The sequence below is a fragment of the Bacteroidota bacterium genome (genome assembly GCA_016711505.1).
Classification (GTDB): domain Bacteria; phylum Bacteroidota; class Bacteroidia; order AKYH767-A; family 2013-40CM-41-45; genus JADKIH01.
The window spans coordinates 139,820-157,428 of record JADJSV010000003.1; the positions used below are offsets into that span (position 1 = coordinate 139,820).

Annotated in this window: 13 protein-coding genes and 1 pseudogene; 11 read left to right on the forward strand and 3 right to left on the reverse strand. The window is 37.7% G+C overall.

From position 1 onward, the window contains the following. Positions 1-31 precede the first annotated feature (31 nt). Positions 32-1,054, forward strand: coding sequence for a COX15/CtaA family protein (locus IPL24_06500; protein MBK8363337.1), 1,023 nt, complete (start codon positions 32-34; stop codon positions 1,052-1,054). A gap of 554 nt (positions 1,055-1,608) precedes the next feature. On the opposite strand, the gene gldD is transcribed toward IPL24_06500, so the two are convergent. The 3 genes from gldD to mutY form a co-directional block, all read right to left on the reverse strand. Then, positions 1,609-3,531, reverse strand: a complete 1,923-nt coding sequence (gldD, locus tag IPL24_06505; GenBank protein MBK8363338.1) for a gliding motility lipoprotein GldD — start codon at positions 3,529-3,531, stop codon at positions 1,609-1,611. Between the two features lie 119 nt (positions 3,532-3,650). Then, the gene (gene ssb, locus IPL24_06510; GenBank protein MBK8363339.1) at positions 3,651-4,067 is read right to left on the reverse strand and encodes a single-stranded DNA-binding protein; all 417 of its coding nucleotides are present in this window, start codon (positions 4,065-4,067) and stop codon (positions 3,651-3,653) included. Between the two features lie 110 nt (positions 4,068-4,177). Further along, positions 4,178-5,230, reverse strand: coding sequence for an A/G-specific adenine glycosylase (gene mutY, locus IPL24_06515; protein MBK8363340.1), 1,053 nt, complete (start codon positions 5,228-5,230; stop codon positions 4,178-4,180). 285 nt (positions 5,231-5,515) lie between these two features. On the opposite strand from mutY, the gene IPL24_06520 reads away from it, so the two are divergent. The 10 genes and pseudogenes from IPL24_06520 to fumC all read left to right on the forward strand — a co-directional run bounded on the left by IPL24_06520 (position 5,516) and on the right by fumC (position 17,466). Then, positions 5,516-5,830, forward strand: a complete 315-nt coding sequence (locus tag IPL24_06520) for an integration host factor subunit beta (GenBank protein ID MBK8363341.1) — start codon at positions 5,516-5,518, stop codon at positions 5,828-5,830. A gap of 2 nt (positions 5,831-5,832) precedes the next feature. Further along, positions 5,833-6,648, forward strand: a complete 816-nt coding sequence (locus tag IPL24_06525; GenBank protein MBK8363342.1) for a tetratricopeptide repeat protein — start codon at positions 5,833-5,835, stop codon at positions 6,646-6,648. 354 nt (positions 6,649-7,002) lie between these two features. After that, the gene (locus IPL24_06530; GenBank protein ID MBK8363343.1) at positions 7,003-8,568 is read left to right on the forward strand and encodes an Rne/Rng family ribonuclease; all 1,566 of its coding nucleotides are present in this window, start codon (positions 7,003-7,005) and stop codon (positions 8,566-8,568) included. Positions 8,569-8,816: 248 nt separating this feature from the next. Then, positions 8,817-9,827 carry an SRPBCC family protein gene (locus tag IPL24_06535; GenBank protein MBK8363344.1) on the forward strand — a complete coding sequence of 337 codons (1,011 nt, stop codon included), beginning with the start codon at positions 8,817-8,819 and terminating at the stop codon, positions 9,825-9,827. Between the two features lie 2 nt (positions 9,828-9,829). Next, complete coding sequence (locus tag IPL24_06540; protein MBK8363345.1) at positions 9,830-10,291, forward strand: RecX family transcriptional regulator; 462 nt, start codon at positions 9,830-9,832, stop codon at positions 10,289-10,291. Between the two features lie 125 nt (positions 10,292-10,416). Next, a complete protein-coding gene (locus IPL24_06545; GenBank protein ID MBK8363346.1) occupies positions 10,417-12,228 on the forward strand; it encodes a right-handed parallel beta-helix repeat-containing protein in 1,812 nt (603 codons plus the stop codon). Between the two features lie 388 nt (positions 12,229-12,616). Then, positions 12,617-14,494 (forward strand): right-handed parallel beta-helix repeat-containing protein, encoded by a 1,878-nt coding sequence (locus IPL24_06550; GenBank protein MBK8363347.1) that lies wholly within the window; start codon positions 12,617-12,619, stop codon positions 14,492-14,494. 127 nt (positions 14,495-14,621) lie between these two features. Continuing rightward, positions 14,622-15,717: pseudogene (gene prfB / locus IPL24_06555) on the forward strand (peptide chain release factor 2). Then, complete coding sequence (locus IPL24_06560) at positions 15,710-16,054, forward strand: arsenate reductase (glutaredoxin) (protein ID MBK8363348.1); 345 nt, start codon at positions 15,710-15,712, stop codon at positions 16,052-16,054. The pseudogene prfB and the gene IPL24_06560 overlap by 8 nt, the downstream one beginning before the upstream one ends. A gap of 17 nt (positions 16,055-16,071) precedes the next feature. After that, positions 16,072-17,466: a class II fumarate hydratase gene (gene fumC / locus IPL24_06565; protein MBK8363349.1), complete on the forward strand. Its 1,395-nt coding sequence runs from the start codon at positions 16,072-16,074 to the stop codon at positions 17,464-17,466. Positions 17,467-17,609: the final 143 nt, after the last annotated feature.

Below are 17,609 nucleotides of genomic sequence, written 5' to 3' on the forward strand. Positions count from 1 at the left end.
AACTAATTCTAAGCTGCCTTGTTTTCTACTCATGAAATCGAATAATAAGCAAATTGCAATCTGGCTTTTTACCGGTTGTTTTTTGATCTTCGGAATGGTTGTCATTGGTGGTATTACCCGCTTAACAGGTTCCGGACTATCAATTACAGAATGGAAACCGATCATGGGTGCAATACCGCCTCTCAATGATGCTGAATGGGATATCGCCTTCCAGAAATATCAGCAGATCCCGCAATTTCAAAAAATAAATTATCATTTCGAGCTCTCAGATTTCAAAACAATTTTCTGGTGGGAATTTATTCATCGTCTGTTAGGCAGATTGATCGGAATTGTTTTTATCATTCCTTTCCTCTGGTTTTTGGTAAAGAAAAAATTTGATTCGGTTACAATTAAAAAAATGCTCTTCCTTTTTCTTCTGGGAGGGATTCAGGGATTTTTAGGATGGTTCATGGTAAGCAGTGGGCTCGCAGAGCGAACAAGTGTTAGCCATATCCGGCTTGCTATCCATCTGATGTTTGCATTCATCACATTTGCCTTTACATTTTACTATGGCTTGGAACTTATTTACAGTGAGAAAAAAGAAACAGTCCCAAACAAAAAACTTTCAGCATTAAACAAGTTAGTCTTTGTTGTTTTGTCGATACAGATAATCTACGGCGCATTCGTTGCCGGACTCCACGCCGGAAAAATTCACAATACATTTCCATTAATGAGCGGACAGGTTATTCCAACAGGAATGAATGCAATGCAACCAACATGGTTAAACATTTTTGATAATCCTGTAACAGTTCAGTTCATTCACAGATTTCTTGCATTCACACTACTTTTTCTTGTAGCATGGTTTTATGTAGAATCAGGAAAAGAAAAGTTGAACAATTTTCAGAAAAAAGGAATTCACATTCTCATTGCAGCAATTGGAATTCAGTTTTTACTTGGAGTGATTACCGTTCTTACGCAGGCCAATATTGTAATGGCTTCTGTTCATCAGATCGGAGCATTCTTCCTTTTCAGCGCAAGTATCTATTTGTTGTTTCATTTCAGAAAAGCTGCATAATAAAAAAAATATTTTGCACGGCCCTTAAGGGCCGTGCAAAATATTTTTTTTATTTCCATGTAAATGTCTCTACCAGATGCTTCACATCCTCTTCAACAAATGTCAGTACCGGCCTTTGACGTTGGGGTGTAGTCTGCAGGCTACACCCCAACGTATTTGATAGATTTGACATTTTTCCTAATCACGATTCCAATAAATTAAGGTTCGGCCCTGGTAATCTTCAAATTGCATTTTAGATCTTCCAAGAAGATTCCTGACATAATTATGAAGCGTCATTGTTGAATAGCCAACTGAAATTTTAAATCCCACGCAATTTGAAACTAATATAATTTTCCAGACTACCGACCCTGAAAGGGTCGCATATTTGTAGAAAAAGGCAAACCCCCACAACCCCGACCTCGAAGAGGTCGCATATGATGACGGATTAACATATATTCAGAGGAAATAAATTGATATGAAATATCAAATAGAATAAAATGGGATAACAAAATTTAAATTTTTAGTAACGTCGCCGGAAAATATTGTGATAAAAAAATATTCTTTTCTTACTAAAGTTATTTCCACTCAAACGTCGACACCAGATGCTTAACATCCTCTTCAACAAATGTCAGTACCGGTGCAATCGAATCCGGATTCGGTATAGCATAAAAATATAAAGCTCCCCTGATAAAATGTTTACTGCTGTCGGTCAGATAAAACTGAACTGCCGAGGCTGCATTTCCTTTTACAAAAGTGTAGAAGCCATAAACCTTCTTTTCGGGTTCATTGATCTCCTGCTCCTGCATACCGGATGCTTTTGTGATGTGCTTTAAAGAAAGCGTCTGGCTGTCGTTTATGTAGCGCGCAAGGTCGTTGTTCACTGACTTATGACTTAAATATAAAGTGCCTTTGTATTTCGGCCATTCTACATTGTACCAGCATGGCTCTGCTGATGCCAGTGTGTCTTTTACGACAATTGAATATGTCGGAATTTCAAAAGAGAAGGAACAATCATCTGCTTTAAACATCTGATATTTCTTCTCGGGAACTTCAATGCGGAAATAGCCTCTTGGCTTTGGATTGTATTCCTGCTCACATGATACAAGAATGGTCGATAAAAGAAATACAAGCAAGATATTCAGTGAAGTCATGCCGGTAAAACCATTGCTATTGTTCGCATCAACTTTTTTCTCAGGTAAAGTTATTTTCACACGTTTGATTCTTTTTTTATCTGCTGATTCAATTGTGAATTGGATGTCATTCAGTTTTACAACCTGATTACGCTGTGGAATACTTCCCATCAATTCAAGTATAAGCCCCGCTAAAGAATCAATTTCACTCTCTTCAAATTCCAGAAGTTTGTGATCGATCTCCATGATCCGGCAAATGTCGTTCAGGTTGGTCTTTCCTTCGAACACATAATTGTGATCGTCGAGTTTACTGTACGTCAATTCATCATCATCGAATTCGTCATTGATCTCACCGACAATTTCTTCAAGTACATCTTCCAATGTCACAATTCCTGAACTTCCACCGTATTCATCTATCACAATTGCAAGGTGAATTTTCTTTTCCTGAAATTCCTGCAGCAAGTCGTTGATCTTTTTACTCTCCGGAACAAAATAAGCAGGACGCATTTGTTTCTGCCATTCAAATGTATCGTCGTTCTGAAGATCAAGATAGGGCAGAAGATCTTTTATACATAACACTCCGATAACTGTATCAAAAGAATTCTCATATACAGGAACACGCGAATATCTGTTCTCAAGAATCAATGGAAAAAGTTCGCTGAATTTCAGGTCTTTGTTGAAAGCAATTACATCCATTCTGGATTTCATGATCTGGCGGACATCAATATTGCCAAATCTCGCTATTCCTTTCAGGATCTTTTTTTCTTCTTCCGGCGTACTCTTGTCGCTGGTAATATCTATTGCATGAGTTAATTCATCGACTGATATGTCATATCCTTTTTGTCCGAATCGACGGTCTACTATAGAGGTGGAGGCAATCAGAAGATAACTGAATGGGCGAAGCAATTTGCTCAATGCATAAATTGGAAATACACTTTTTAAAGCAGAACGCAATGGATTCTGTGTTGCATAAACTTTAGGCATCACTTCACAGAACAATACGATCACAAAGGTTACTGCTACAACCTGAATTAAAAACCCAACGGTCTGATGATTCTTAAAATCAAAAATATCTTCAATCAGTATTGATGACAAGACAACAATAGCGATGTTAACAAAATTGATTGAGATCAGTAGGGTGGCAAGCAAACGTTTCGGCCGTTCAAGTAAACTGTATACAAGTTTATGGCGTGACCGCTGAGATTCTTTCAACTCAAAAAGCTGAACCGGTGTAATTGCAAAAAAAGCTGTTTCTGCACCGGAGATAAATCCCGAGATCAAAAGCAAGCCGAATAAAACAACAACTTCTACTAAAAATTGAGCTGATAATGTAAATGCAGGGTTCAGAATGGATAAAATATCCTGCATCTGAATGATTAATATAGGGTAACTACCGGGGTCCAAGGAGTGTTGTTATAGGTTGCTAAAATAAAAAACAGGCACAAAGCTAAAAAAAACTTTGAGCCTGTTTTTAACATTTTAATTGATCAAAATGGAAGGTCGTCTGACGGTGCAGACGTTACTGCCATTTCAGGTGTCGATTGCGTACTGGCAGCCGGTTCCGGATTGTCAGTTCTCGGTCCACCTAACATTGTCATTTCTTCGGCAACAATTTCAGTAATGTACTTTTTATTGTTCTCATCACCATATTGACGGGTTTTGATCTTTCCTTCGATATAGATCAATTTGCCTTTACGAACATACTTTTCAACGATTTCAGCCAGGCCTCGCCAAACAACGACATTGTGCCATTCTGTGGTTTCGATCTTCTGACCTTCTTTGTTCTTGTATGAATCTGATGTCGCCAGTGGAAAGCGTGCTAACGCTACACCACCCTCAAGGTATTTTACTTCCGGGTCTTTCCCCACGTGTCCTACAAGGATCACTTTATTTACTCCGCTCATTGTTTTTTGTTTTTAATTTGATTTATGACAACAAAGATAAAGCCTCAGTCTGCTTTTTGAAAACCGTATAATAAGGAACTTATTTGCGGTATTTTTTTGTAGACTTCAATTTACATTTGTTTCAGATACTCTTCAATTAATCTTGGAACAGCAAATTCTTTTACTGTAACTGAATTTACTTTTTTCCAGTCTTCTTCCTTTTCATTAAACGATTTGAGGTCACTGCTTATTTCATAAAATGTTGCATGAATATGCTGATGACTCAAAATGTGTATATACTCCTTACTGATATTTGTTAATTTCGATTTTCGTTTGCCAAATTGATCTCTCCACTCTTTCGACGACATTACCTTTCCTTCACTCTCGGCTGCAGATGTTTCAATTAATGGAAAATCATGCAAGCCTGTCCAGATATCTTTTTCTTTCCTTTGACGAATGAAAAAATTATCCTTTTCACGTATGACAAGATAGTGAAAAAATCGCTTCCTGATTTTGGTTTTTTTCGATTTAACAGGAAGAGAATCGACCACGTTATTTGAATAGGCATAACATGTTGCTTGCAATGGACACACTGAACAATCCGGCGAAACAGGTTTACATTGTCGCGACCCAAATTCCATGATCGCCTGATTAAAAATGTCAGGCGGATGCTTTCCTAAAAGGTCGTTTGCAAGGGCTATGAATTCTTTTTTCCCCGCCCCGGAATCAATAGGGGTAGAAATTCCGGAATACCTGCTCAAAACCCTGAAAACATTTCCATCTACCACAGCATGGGGTAACTTAAATGCAAATGACGCAATTGCTGCTGCTGTATAATCACCAATACCTTTCAGGGATTTAATTTCTTCAAATTCCTGTGGAAACGAACCATTAAAGCGAACCACAATGTCCTTTGCAGCTTTGTGTAGATTTCGGGCCCGGGAATAATAGCCTAAGCCTTGCCAGAGCTTAAGTATAGCGTCTTCTGAAGCATTTGCCAGTTCATGGACGTTAGTATATTTATCGGTGAACCGGTGATAGTAAGCCATTCCCTGGTCTACCCTGGTCTGCTGTAGTATTATCTCTGAAAGCCAGATCTTATACGGGTCTGAAGTATTCCGCCATGGAAGATCACGCTTGTTTTTCTGATACCAGGAAATGATCTTTTTCCCAAATTCTCTCATCTTTCCAGATTGCTTTCTTCATCAATGAAGCCCGCGCCACGAAGTTACTAAATTCGATTGCCTGCGGTCGGCAAACGACGCCTTTTTCGGGAGGTCGTTGATAAAATATGTAGGATATTTTAGTGAATTACCGTTAAAATTGAATTCAAATGACTTATAATCAAATAAATAGCCCCTAAAAAATTATTTTACATTCTTTAGTAAAATTTACCTCAATAGGTTTTTGGATTTAATTTGAAGCGCTATCTTTGCCGCCCAATATTTAATTACCTAATACTCAAAGAAATGACAAAAGCAGAATTAGTAGCCGAAATTTCAACTAAAACAGGAATCGAAAAAACTGTGGCTTTACAAGCAGTAGAAGCGGCTATGAAAGTGATAAAAAATACAATGTCCGATGGTGAGAACGTTTACTTACGTGGCTTCGGTTCATTCATCATTAAGAAGCGTGCTCAGAAGTTGGGACGTATCATCTCTAAGAACACGACCATCATTATACCTGAACATAACATCCCTGCATTCAAACCGGCGAAAACTTTCGCTAATAAGGTAAAGAATGCTAAGATCAAAAAGAATCAGACAACTGAAGCAATCGACTAAGGATGCAAAGCAGTAGAACCCGGTTGCTGGTCGTTCTTGGCGTCATTGCGTTGACTGCCGCGCTTTACTTTGCCCCGAAAAAAATTGAGAAAAAAGTTACTGCAGATACTCTTGCAGGTTTTTCAATTGATGATCAGATAAATGAGGTCAAGGGCAGATTGAAAAGTGAAGAGAAAGAACAGATCACAGCAATTGAAGATCTGCTGAAAAAAAATCCTTCTGACAAGAATATTCAGGATTCTTTAGGAAAACTTTGGGATAGATTTCAAACTCCGCAAATTTCGTCTTATTATTACGAAGAAATTGCAAAGTCTGAATCGACAGAGCAAAATTGGATCAATGCTGCTTTTAGATATTTCGATGCCTTTAAAATGACCGGTGATTCTTTAAAAAGAACTTACTTCGTTAACAAAGCAATTGATAGCTACAAAAAAGTAATTGAAATAAATCCTAAGAACTACGATGCAAAAACCGATCTGGGCGTTTGCTATGCAGAGGGATCTTCAAACCCAATGCAAGGCATTCTGATGCTGAGAGAGGTTGCTGAAGAAGCTCCGAATCATCTGATGGCACAATACAATCTGGGTGTGCTCTCGGTTAAATCGGGTCAACTCGATAAAGCTGTAGGACGATTCGAAAAAGTACTTGAAATTGACCCGACAATTGAAGATGCACGATTCCTTTTAGGAAAAACGTACATGCAAATGGGAAATAATGCCTTTGCCCTCAGAAATTTTGAGACTTTGAAAAAAGAATCTAAAAATCAGGCACTGGTAAGTGAAGTAGAAAGTTTAATAAGTCAAATTAATAACCACTAAACACAGTAAGTCATGCCAAGCGGTAAAAAAAGAAAAAGACATAAGATGGCAACGCATAAGCGTAAAAAACGTCTTAGAAAAAACAGACATAAGAAAAAATAAATAGTGGTTCTTAAGGCTTAGCCTTGGCATTCACCATGATCATGATGAGTTGACTGAAATCGCTCATCATGATTATTTATTTTTTCATTTGTTAAACAGTACCCTTACATCATTATTCAGACCCGCTTTTCGGACATGTCTTGGTATGCGATGAGTCGTATGCCGTTCTCTCTCCGGACTAAGATGTAAAACTGTGGTTTTTATTTTCTGTGCTTATTGCATGATAATAGTGTGTTTATAAAGAATTTTTAGTTGAATAATGAATTAGTAATTAGCTCAACACCGGATGAGGTTAATATTGCCTTGCTGGAAGACAAGCATATTGTCGAGCTAAATAGCGAAAAAAAAGATCAGCGATTTCAAGTCGGTGACATATATCTTGGACGGGTAAAAAAACTTATTCAGGGCCTGAATGCTGCATTCGTAGATGTCGGTCATGAAAAAGATGCTTTTCTCCATTATCTGGATCTCGGACCTCAGGTCGATTCTCTTCTCAAACTTATCAAGCAATCTACATCAGGAAAAAATCCTGATCCGATGCTGGCAAATTTTCAGCTTGAGAAAGACATTGATAAAGGCGGAAAGATCAACAATGTCCTTTCCCCAAATCAATGGGTACTTGTACAAGTTGCTAAAGAACCGATCTCTTCGAAAGGTCCCCGGATCACATCTGAACTTTCTCTTGCAGGTAGATTTGTTGTACTCGTTCCATTCTCGGATACTGTCAACATTTCCCAGAAAATAAAAAGTGCTGAAGAAAGACAACGTCTGAAACGACTTGCTATGAGTATCAAGCCGAAAGGATTTGGACTTATTGTAAGAACTGTTGCTGACGGGAAAAAAGTTGCTGAGCTCGATAAAGATATTCAGGACCTCGTTTCCAAATGGAAGAGTGCTTTTGAAATGCTTCAGACTGCAAAGCCACCTCAGAAGATCTTAGGTGAATTAAATCGCACATCAACGATCTTGAGAGATCTTCTCAATCCAAACTTCAATGCTATTCATGTTAATGATGCAGCATTGGCGGAGGAGATCAAGTCGTATATAAGCGGGATTGCTCCTGAGCAAACGGAAATTGTAAAACTGTATAAAGGCAAACTTCCGATCTTCGATAATTTCGGAATTGAAAAGCAGATAAAATCCAGTTTCGGAAAAACTGTTACAATGGCCAACGGTGCTTATCTCATCGTTGAACATACGGAAGCCATGCACGTCATCGATGTGAATAGCGGCGGCCGTACTAAAGGTGCAGATGATTCAACTCAGGAAGCAAATGCTCTCCAGGTAAATCTTGATGCAGCAACAGAAGTTGCGCGTCAGCTTCGTTTGCGAGATATGGGCGGAATCATTGTTATCGATTTTATCGATATGCACAATCCGACAAACAGAAAGTTGCTTTTCGATAAACTGAAAAATGAAATGAAGCGCGATCGCGCTAAGCATACTATTCTTCCGCCATCTAAATTCGGTCTTATCCAGATCACCCGTCAGCGTGTTCGTCCGGAAACAAATATTACCACAGCAGAAAAATGTCCTGCATGTGATGGAACCGGCGAGATCAAAGCAAGTGTGCTTATCGTTGATGAAATAGAAAATAACCTGCGTTATTTCGTACAGGAGCAGAATGAAAAAGAATTGCATCTTGCAATTCATCCATACCTTGAAGCGTATTTGAATAAAGGAACATTCTTCAATCCTTCCATCGCTGCCAAGTGGAAAAAGAAATTCAAAGTAAAATTAAAAGTTACTGCGAATACGAATTACCATATGATGGAGTACCATTTTTTTAATAAGATGGAGGAGGAGATTAAGATCTAGTCTTGAATTTAAGTAAGCAGGTGTTTTACCTACACTTACTTTTAAACTTACACTTACTCTTTTTATTAGGTCAAAGGTCAGAGGTCAAAGGTCAGAGGTCACGCAGCTTACATGAAAGCACCGTGACCTCTGACCTTTGACCTTTGACCTAATAACACTTCCCTATAAGTACACCTTTCACCCCAAATAAACCATTTTGCAAATTCCACAATTTTTCCCCACTTTCGCTTCACAAACCACATAACATCATGAAAATCGTTAAAAAGATCCTTATCGTTATCGCAGTATTACTGCTTTTAATTTCTGCAATTGGATTAATTTTCTTTCCGGCACAAATTCATGTTGAAAGATCTGTTGTAATAAACAAAGACGTCAGCACTGTTTATGAGCAGATCAGTAATCTTAAAAATTTCCAGTCATGGTCTCCATGGTATGATATGGACACTACTGCAAGTTATACTTACTCAGGACCGGAATCAGGTGCAGGTCAGGCATTGCATTGGGATAGTAAAGAAAAGAACGTTGGTAAGGGTAGTCTGACGATCGCTGAAGTTGTTGAAGACTCCATGGTAAATATGGATCTTGCAATGGCAGGCGGTGGCGAAGGTGCAAAGGCAATTTATACTTTGACTCCGGAAGGTGATGCAACAAAAATGACATGGTCAATGGATATGAATGCAGGTATGAATCCATTAATGCGCATCATGGGTAAATTCATGGATGGAATGGTTGGTCCTGATTTCGAAAAAGGATTGAATAAATTAAAAGCACGTGTTGAAAGTATGCCTTCACTTTCAAGTTCAATTACAGTCGAAGAAGTTGAAGTTGATGACACTGAATACTTGTTTGTGCATGGCAAAGCAAACATCAATAATATCAGTCAGTTTTTAGGAGCTTCATATGGAAAAATCGGTGCAGCATTGGGTAAACAAAAATTACAGATGGCAGGAGCTCCTTTTGCAATTTACTATTCCAATTCACAAACTGAATGGGAAATGGATGCAGCAATTCCTGTAAGTGGTCCGGGAAAAGATGACGGAGAAATCAAAGCCGGAAAACTAAAAGCCGGAAAAGCTGTAATGGCGCGTTTCTTCGGTTCATATGAGCAAACAGGAATGGCACATCAGGCAGCCGATGAATTCATCAAGAAAAACAATAAGCAGGTGATCGGTGCACCTTGGGAAGTTTATGTAACTGATCCAATGGTAGAAAAGGATACTGCAAAATGGGAGACGGATATATTCTATCCCGTTCAATAAACATGCAACCAATTACCCCGGAGAAAGCTCGTTCAAAAGCTCTCAAGTTTTGCGCATATCAGGAACGGAGTCAGCAGGAAATGCGCGACAAAATTTATTCCTGGGGATTGCATCAGCGGGAAGTTGAAAGTATTATCTCTTATCTGATCGAAGAAGGTTTTTTAAAGGAAGAACGATTTGCCATCGCTTATGCGGGTGGAAAATTCAGGGTTAAAAAATGGGGCAAGATCAAGATCAAACTTGCACTTAAAAATAAAAAGATCTCCGAGCCGCTTATCAAAAAAGCGCTCGGAGAAATTTCTGATTCTGATTACAGAAAAATGCTGCAGAAAGTTATTTCTGCGAAAGAGAAACTTGTAACGGAAAAAGATCCTTATAAAAGGAAATATAAAATTGCTTCTTATGCTATTTCTCGGGGGTTTGAACCGCAGCTTGTCTGGGAAGTGATGGGGTCAGAGGATTAATTTTTATTTGGACCTTAGAAAGTAAGATCAGCGTAAATTTTACAGACATCAGACAATAAGTTGAATCATTTTGTTTCTTATTGTCAATAAAATTTTATTTTTACGGTAATCAAAATGTCCTGAACATGAAACCAACTGCAATTATTTTTATAGTATTATTTCTCTTATCAAAAATTGTTTCTGCAACTGTCAGAAATGTTCCTTCTACTTACGCTAGCATTGCAGCAGCTCTTTCAGCTGCTGATCCCGGGGATACAATTCTTGTGGACCAGGGAACATACAATGAAAATATCGTGTGGCCATCAAAAAATGATCTTAAACTGATCAGTACAACAGGACCATCCAATACTATTATAAATGGGAACGGGAATGGTAGTGTAATCAGAATGAATTTTTATGGAACTTCTGTAACGATCGATACGAATACGGTTATTGACGGATTTCAAATCACTGGCGGATACTTAAATTCACCGTTATCACTTGGTGCCGGAATTTACCTACAGGGTTCAAGCCCTTTGATCATGAATCTTGAAATTCATGATAACATTATGAGTTCCGTGGATTCGGGTATGGGCGGAGGAATTTGCTGTAGGTGGTATTCTTCTCCTGTCATTGCTAATTGTGTGATTCGTAATAATTCAATCACAGCTGATATCTGGGCTGAAGGCGGAGGGATTTATATGGGAAATGGATCTAATGTAACCGTAAGAAATTCTGATATAATTGAAAATGTTGTATTATGTGATAGAGAGGTGGGAGGAGGTGGAATTTCAATATCCGAAAATAGTTTGACGAGTATTTTTAAATGCAATGTGTTACGAAATTCTACTGATGGAACCAGTTCGTTCGGATCTGGTATATTTGTGAAATCGTTAAGTACTATTGATAGTTGTTTGATTGAAGGTAATAATTCATTTGGAAGAAATCTTCATTATGGTGCAGGAATATATGTAAATTCAGGTGTCACAATTTCCAATTCCAAAATTTCAGGTAATAGCCAGTTTGGAACTTCTCCTAGTCCGTATGGAACTACTACTTTTTATGGTGCGGGGATAGCCTGTCGTGGTGGAACTGGATATCATACAAATATTCGTAACTGTAAAATTGACTTTAATAAAATGATCCCTGATTCTATTTCCGGATCAATTATGAAAGGAGCTGGAATCTCCACCGATTACTCAGAAATTAATATGAGAAATTCTATTGTTGCTGGAAATTCAATGGAAGGGAATTCTTTACACACTTATAAAGGTAGCGGTATATACGGATCTGGCGGAATATTTTCTGTTTACCATTCTACCATTGCTGATAATTATGTAAATAATGATTCTGCCAATTTAAGTAATGCGATCTCTGTTTATAATTCAACTCTGCATATGTACAATTCTATTTCCTGGAATCCGGATTGTAAATTTGAATTTGACTCTTTGACTTATATGCATCCGGCGATGATTAATTCAGATGTAAGAAATATTATTCCCTCTGGTGGAAATATTTCAGCCGACCCTTTATTTATTGGCGCTAATGATTATCATCTTTCCTCATTGTCTCCTTGTCTAGGTGCAGGTTTCTTCTACTTCTTCTTGATTATTGATCTGGATGGATTTCCCAGACCTATGCCTGCCGGTACAAATCCTGATATGGGACCCTATGAAAATGACCAGCCTGTCGGAGTAAATAATTTTGAAAAAGATAATCAATCTTCGGTTTTTCCAAACCCTGTGGATGCAGAATCATTAATTTCACTTCATGATTTGAATGATAGAATAGTTCAGGTAGAAATTTACAATGGCCTCGGGCAATTAGAGATGGCTAAATCTGGGCTGTCATCAAATACTTATAATTTAAATTCTGCAAACCTGAAAAGTGGAGTTTACTTTTATCAACTAAGAACTCGATCAGGGAAATCATTGAATGGAAAATTTATTATAGATTAAATAAATCTTTCAGTTGGTTTGAGAGGTGATAACGAGTAGCATTTAAAATGTACTATCATAGTAGTGCAAATTTTTCCAGAAGCGGATTAAAATTGTTAAGTTCAGTAAGCGGAGGTTGAACAGTAATTGGTTTGGGAGGTTCTTGGTGAAGAGTGAATATTCCTTTTGTTTTATTTTTTAAGTTAGTTTAGGTAGGTAAACTATAAACTTTATAGATTATTCGATCAACTGAGACGCATTCTTTCTTTGGAAAGAATGTTTTAGGATGAATTTTGAATTCGCATCATCATATCAATGTAAAATATACTTGTTTTTAATGTTTTATCAATTAGTTCGTATATAAACTGAAAAAATGCTTTATATTTATTTGAAATTATTCAAAAAATCCATGAAAAAATCTTTACAATTTCTTTTTATATTCTATAGCAACTTTGCACTTGCTATTACGAATAATGTACCTTCTATGTATCCAAGTATATCAGCAGCATTAATTGCTTCACAGGCTGGAGATACCATTTTAGTGGCGCCGGGAACCTATCTTGAGAATATTGTTTGGCCCCAAACTCCGTCCTTAAAATTATTTGGTAGCGCTGGATCCTCAGCTACGATTATTGATGGCAATGCTTTAGGGAGCGTTTTAAAAATTAAGGCAGATAGTATAGGAATAATAGATACGACAACAATAATTAGTGGATTTCAGATCATGAACGGATTTGTGGATAGTGTCTTTGGAATTGGGGGCGGTGTTTTCATTCAAAATGCAAGTCCTTTTTTAACCGATTTGGATATTCATCATAATTCTGTGCGATCAGATGATTGGGCATATGGAGCAGGGATTTGTTGTTTTATGGAAGCGCACCCTTTAATCTATCAATGCAATATTTATAATAACACCATATCTTCAAATGATTTCGCAAAGGGAGGTGGAATATATATTGGATCTTATTCAAGTGTGATATTAAGGCATTGTAATATTTATGATAATTCTATTGTGTCTGCAAGAAATGGTTCAGGAGGTGGAATCGGTATAGGATATTCCGAAAATGGTATTACAATAAGTGATTGTAACTTTTATAATAATCAAGTTGCTGCTTCAATATTTGCTGCTGGTGGAGGGGTAAGTATAAACGGAACTGAATTATTGACAATGGTCAATTGCAACATAAGTAGTAACTCTGTTGAAGGGGAGTATTCTGACGGAGGTGGTATTGATATATCAAGTGATTCTACTTTTACGATTTTACAGAGTACTATCAGTGAAAATGTTTCTTTAGGTGTTGCACATCATGCTGGTGCCGGTATCAACTGTTATGGAAGTAGTGGTTTAATTTCTAATTGCGAAATTTCAAATAATAAACATTTTGGTGTTTCGTTATTCGAAGGGACCGGAATTTCATTAAGTGCTAGCAATGTAGCAATGAATAATACGATAATAAAGTTTAATGAGGTCGTTCCAGATACATCATATGGTTCTGAAGTTAGAGGTGTAGCACTCATTGCTGATAATTCAGTTTTGAATATGAGAAATTGTCTCGTGGTTTCGAATTCGTGTTATGCGAAATCAAATTATCCGTTTCTTGGAACTATTATTCACAGCGAGAATTCAACAATAAATATTTCCCATTCTACTATTTCTGACAATATAATTAATCTTGATTCTCTGCCATTTGGTATTGCATTTTCCTCTAATAACAGCACATTGAATTTTAAAAATTCAATTTTTTGGAATGCTGATTGTTTTAGTGAAAGGACAATTACTGTTGGATCTTTGTCTAATATAAACTTTTGTGATATCAGAAATGCATCTTTAACAAATGGAAATATTAACAGCGATCCACTGTTTGTTTCTCCAAATGATTACCACCTTTCTATGTTATCTCCTTGCTTAAATGCAGGAATTGTTTCTGTAGTAGTCCCCTATGATCTCGATAGTGTAATGCGACCTTTGCCGATAGGGACAAGTCCGGATATGGGAGCCTATGAAACTGACCAACCTGTTGGAGTAATTAGTTTCGAAAAAAATAATCAATCTTCGGTTTTTCCAAACCCTGTGGATGCAGAATCATTAATTTCACTTCGTGATCTAAATGATAGAATAGTTCAGGTAGAAATTTACAATGGCCTCGGGCAATTAATGATCTCTAAATCTGGGCTGTCATCAAATACTTATAATTTAAATTCTGTAAACCTGAAAAGTGGAGTTTACTTTTATCAACTGACAACTCGGTCAGGGAAAATTTTAAAAGGCAAGTTTGTTGTAAATTGAAAATGCGGTTTAAGTGTGAGTTTGGGTGTGAAGTATGTAGCCATACACAGTTCACACTCAAACTCACACTGAAAGCTGCCTTTTTATCTACCAACTGAATTAAAATATTTCCCTATCTTCGCCCCCTATGACATCCGACCAATTAAAAGAGATTAAAGAGCGAGTTGAAGCCCTGAGGAGGTATCTTTGACATCGATCGAAAAGTTGCCTCTATAAAAGAAGAAGAAGAACTCACTCATGCCCCTGAGTTCTGGAATGAACCCACGCGAGCGCAGGTGGTTTTGAAGGGTATTAATCAAAAAAAGAACTGGACAGCACCATTTTTAGAATTAGAGGCGTCTGTCGATGACCTTGCCGTTTTATACGAATTTTATAAGGAAGGCGTAGCCACTGAATCTGAACTCGATCAACATTATGCCGATAGCCAGAAGCTTCTTGAAGCAATGGAATTTAAGCGTATGCTTGGTGCGTAGGAAGATCAGCTTTCTGCTGTAGTCAATATCAACTCCGGTGCCGGTGGTACTGAGAGCCAGGACTGGGCAGAAATGCTCATGCGGATGTATATCATGTGGGGCGAGAAGAATGGCTATAAAGTCACTGAACTCGATCGCCAGGATGGTGATGGTGCCGGAATAAAATCTGCTACTTTACAGATCGAAGGTGATTTCGCTTATGGATTTCTGAAAGCAGAAAGTGGTGTTCATCGCCTCGTGCGTATTTCTCCATTCGATTCAAATGCCCGGAGACATACTTCTTTTGCATCAATTTATGCTTATCCGCTTGTCGATGATACTATCAATATAGAGATCAAAGATGCTGATATTGAAATTCAGACTTCACGATCAGGTGGTGCAGGTGGACAAAATGTAAATAAAGTAGAGACAAAAGTACAGCTCACCCATTTACCTACAGGAATTGTTGTTGTTTGTCAGGTTGAACGTTCTCAAATGGGAAACCGTGAACTTGCAATGAAAATGCTTCGCTCTCAACTTTACGAATTGGAGATCCGCAAACGTAATGAAGCGAAAGCTGTAACCGAAGCAGGAAAGAAAAAGATAGAATGGGGCTCACAGATCCGCTCGTATGTTTTTCATCCATATAAACTGGTGAAAGATAACCGGACCGATTATGAAACTTCCGATATTCAATCTGTAATGGATGGTGATCTGAATGAATTTATGAAAGCTTACCTGATGGAATATACTAAGATAGAAAATGCTTAAGATCTATTTCAAATCTACTTGCGCTACTTGCAAAACAGCTCTTGACCTCATTAAAAAAAATACTGATGAAGATTATGAGTTAGTAGAATATCTTGTTGATGTACCTTCGCAAAAAGAGATCAAAGAAATATTGAAGATGCTTGGGTTAAAAGCTTTCGATCTTGTAAGAACAAAAGAATCATTGTACAAAACGAAATTTGAAGGAAAGAAATTGACCAATGCACAATGGATAAAGATCCTTCATGAAAATCCAATACTCATCGAACGACCGATCGTTGTGAAAGATGGAAAAGCATTAATTGGACGACCAATAGAAAGAATTCTTGAAATTATTTAATAAAAAAAGATAGTAAAATGGCAATGCGTAAAGAGAAAGATACCATGGGTATCGTTGAAGTTCCTGCTGATGTGTATTGGGGTGCCCAGACACAACGGTCAATTGAAAATTTCAAAATCGCTGAGGACATAAATAAAATGCCCAAAGAAATTATCAGGGCTTTTGCATATCTGAAAAAAGCTGCTGCATTGACAAATCTGGATGCAGGAGTTTTGTCTAAAGAAAGTTCTGATCTTATCGGAAAAGTCTGTGATGAAATTTTAGCAGGAAAACTTGATGATCAGTTTCCGCTTGTCGTATGGCAAACAGGTTCCGGTACTCAATCAAACATGAACGTGAATGAAGTCATTGCTTATCGCGCTCATGTTTTAAGTGGCGGAAGTCTGATGGACGAAAAAAAGATAATTCATCCAAACGACGATGTGAACAAGTCGCAATCATCTAACGATACATTCCCTACTGCTATGCACATCGCTGCATATTATGCTTTGATGAATGTCACAATTCCCGGAATAAAAAAACTCCGCGATACACTTGCTGCTAAATCAAAAGAGTTCATGAATGTTGTGAAGATCGGTCGTACACATCTGATGGATGCAACGCCACTTACACTGGGACAGGAAATAAGCGGTTATGTTTCTCAACTCGATCACGGTTTACGTGCGATCAATCATATTCTTCCACACCTTGCTGAACTTGCTCTTGGTGGTACAGCAGTTGGAACAGGAATCAATACGCCAAAAGGATATTCTGAGAATGTAGCAAAGCATATTGCAAAACTTACCGGATTACCATTTATCACAGCAGAAAATAAATTTGAAGCACTTGCTGCACATGATGCAATTGTTGAAGCGCATGGTGCATTAAAAACTGTGGCCTGTTCATTGATGAAAATCGGAAACGATATTCGTTTACTTGCAAGCGGACCGCGTTGTGGAATAGGGGAGTTGTTCATTCCTGATAACGAACCGGGTTCTTCTATTATGCCGGGGAAAGTTAATCCAACACAATGCGAAGCAATGACAATGGTTGCCGCACAAGTATTGGGTAATGATGTTGCAATTAATATCGGCGGTGCAACCGGACATTTTGAATTGAATGTTTTCAAACCAATGATGATCTATAATTTCCTCCATTCAGCCAGACTAATTGGGGATGTTTGTGTATCTTTCAATGATAAATGTGCAGTTGGCATTGCACCCATACATGAAAATATCCGCAAGAATCTCGAAAATTCTTTGATGCTTGTCACTGCACTGAATACTAAAATCGGTTACTACAAAGCAGCAGAGATCGCACAGACAGCACACAAGCAAGGCAAAACACTAAAAGCTATGTCAGTCGAATTAGGCTACGTCACCCCCGAACAGTTTGATGAGTGGGTGAAGCCTGAAGAGATGGTGGGCTTGTAGGTGAGTAGTAAATGGTAAATAGTGATTAGCACTGTTTACAAAATTGGATTTGTATTTCACTTATACAATGTTTACTATTTATATTATAAGTTCATAGCCTACAGAGTAATTTGTTTCATTTACGTACCCGTTGCCATTTACCA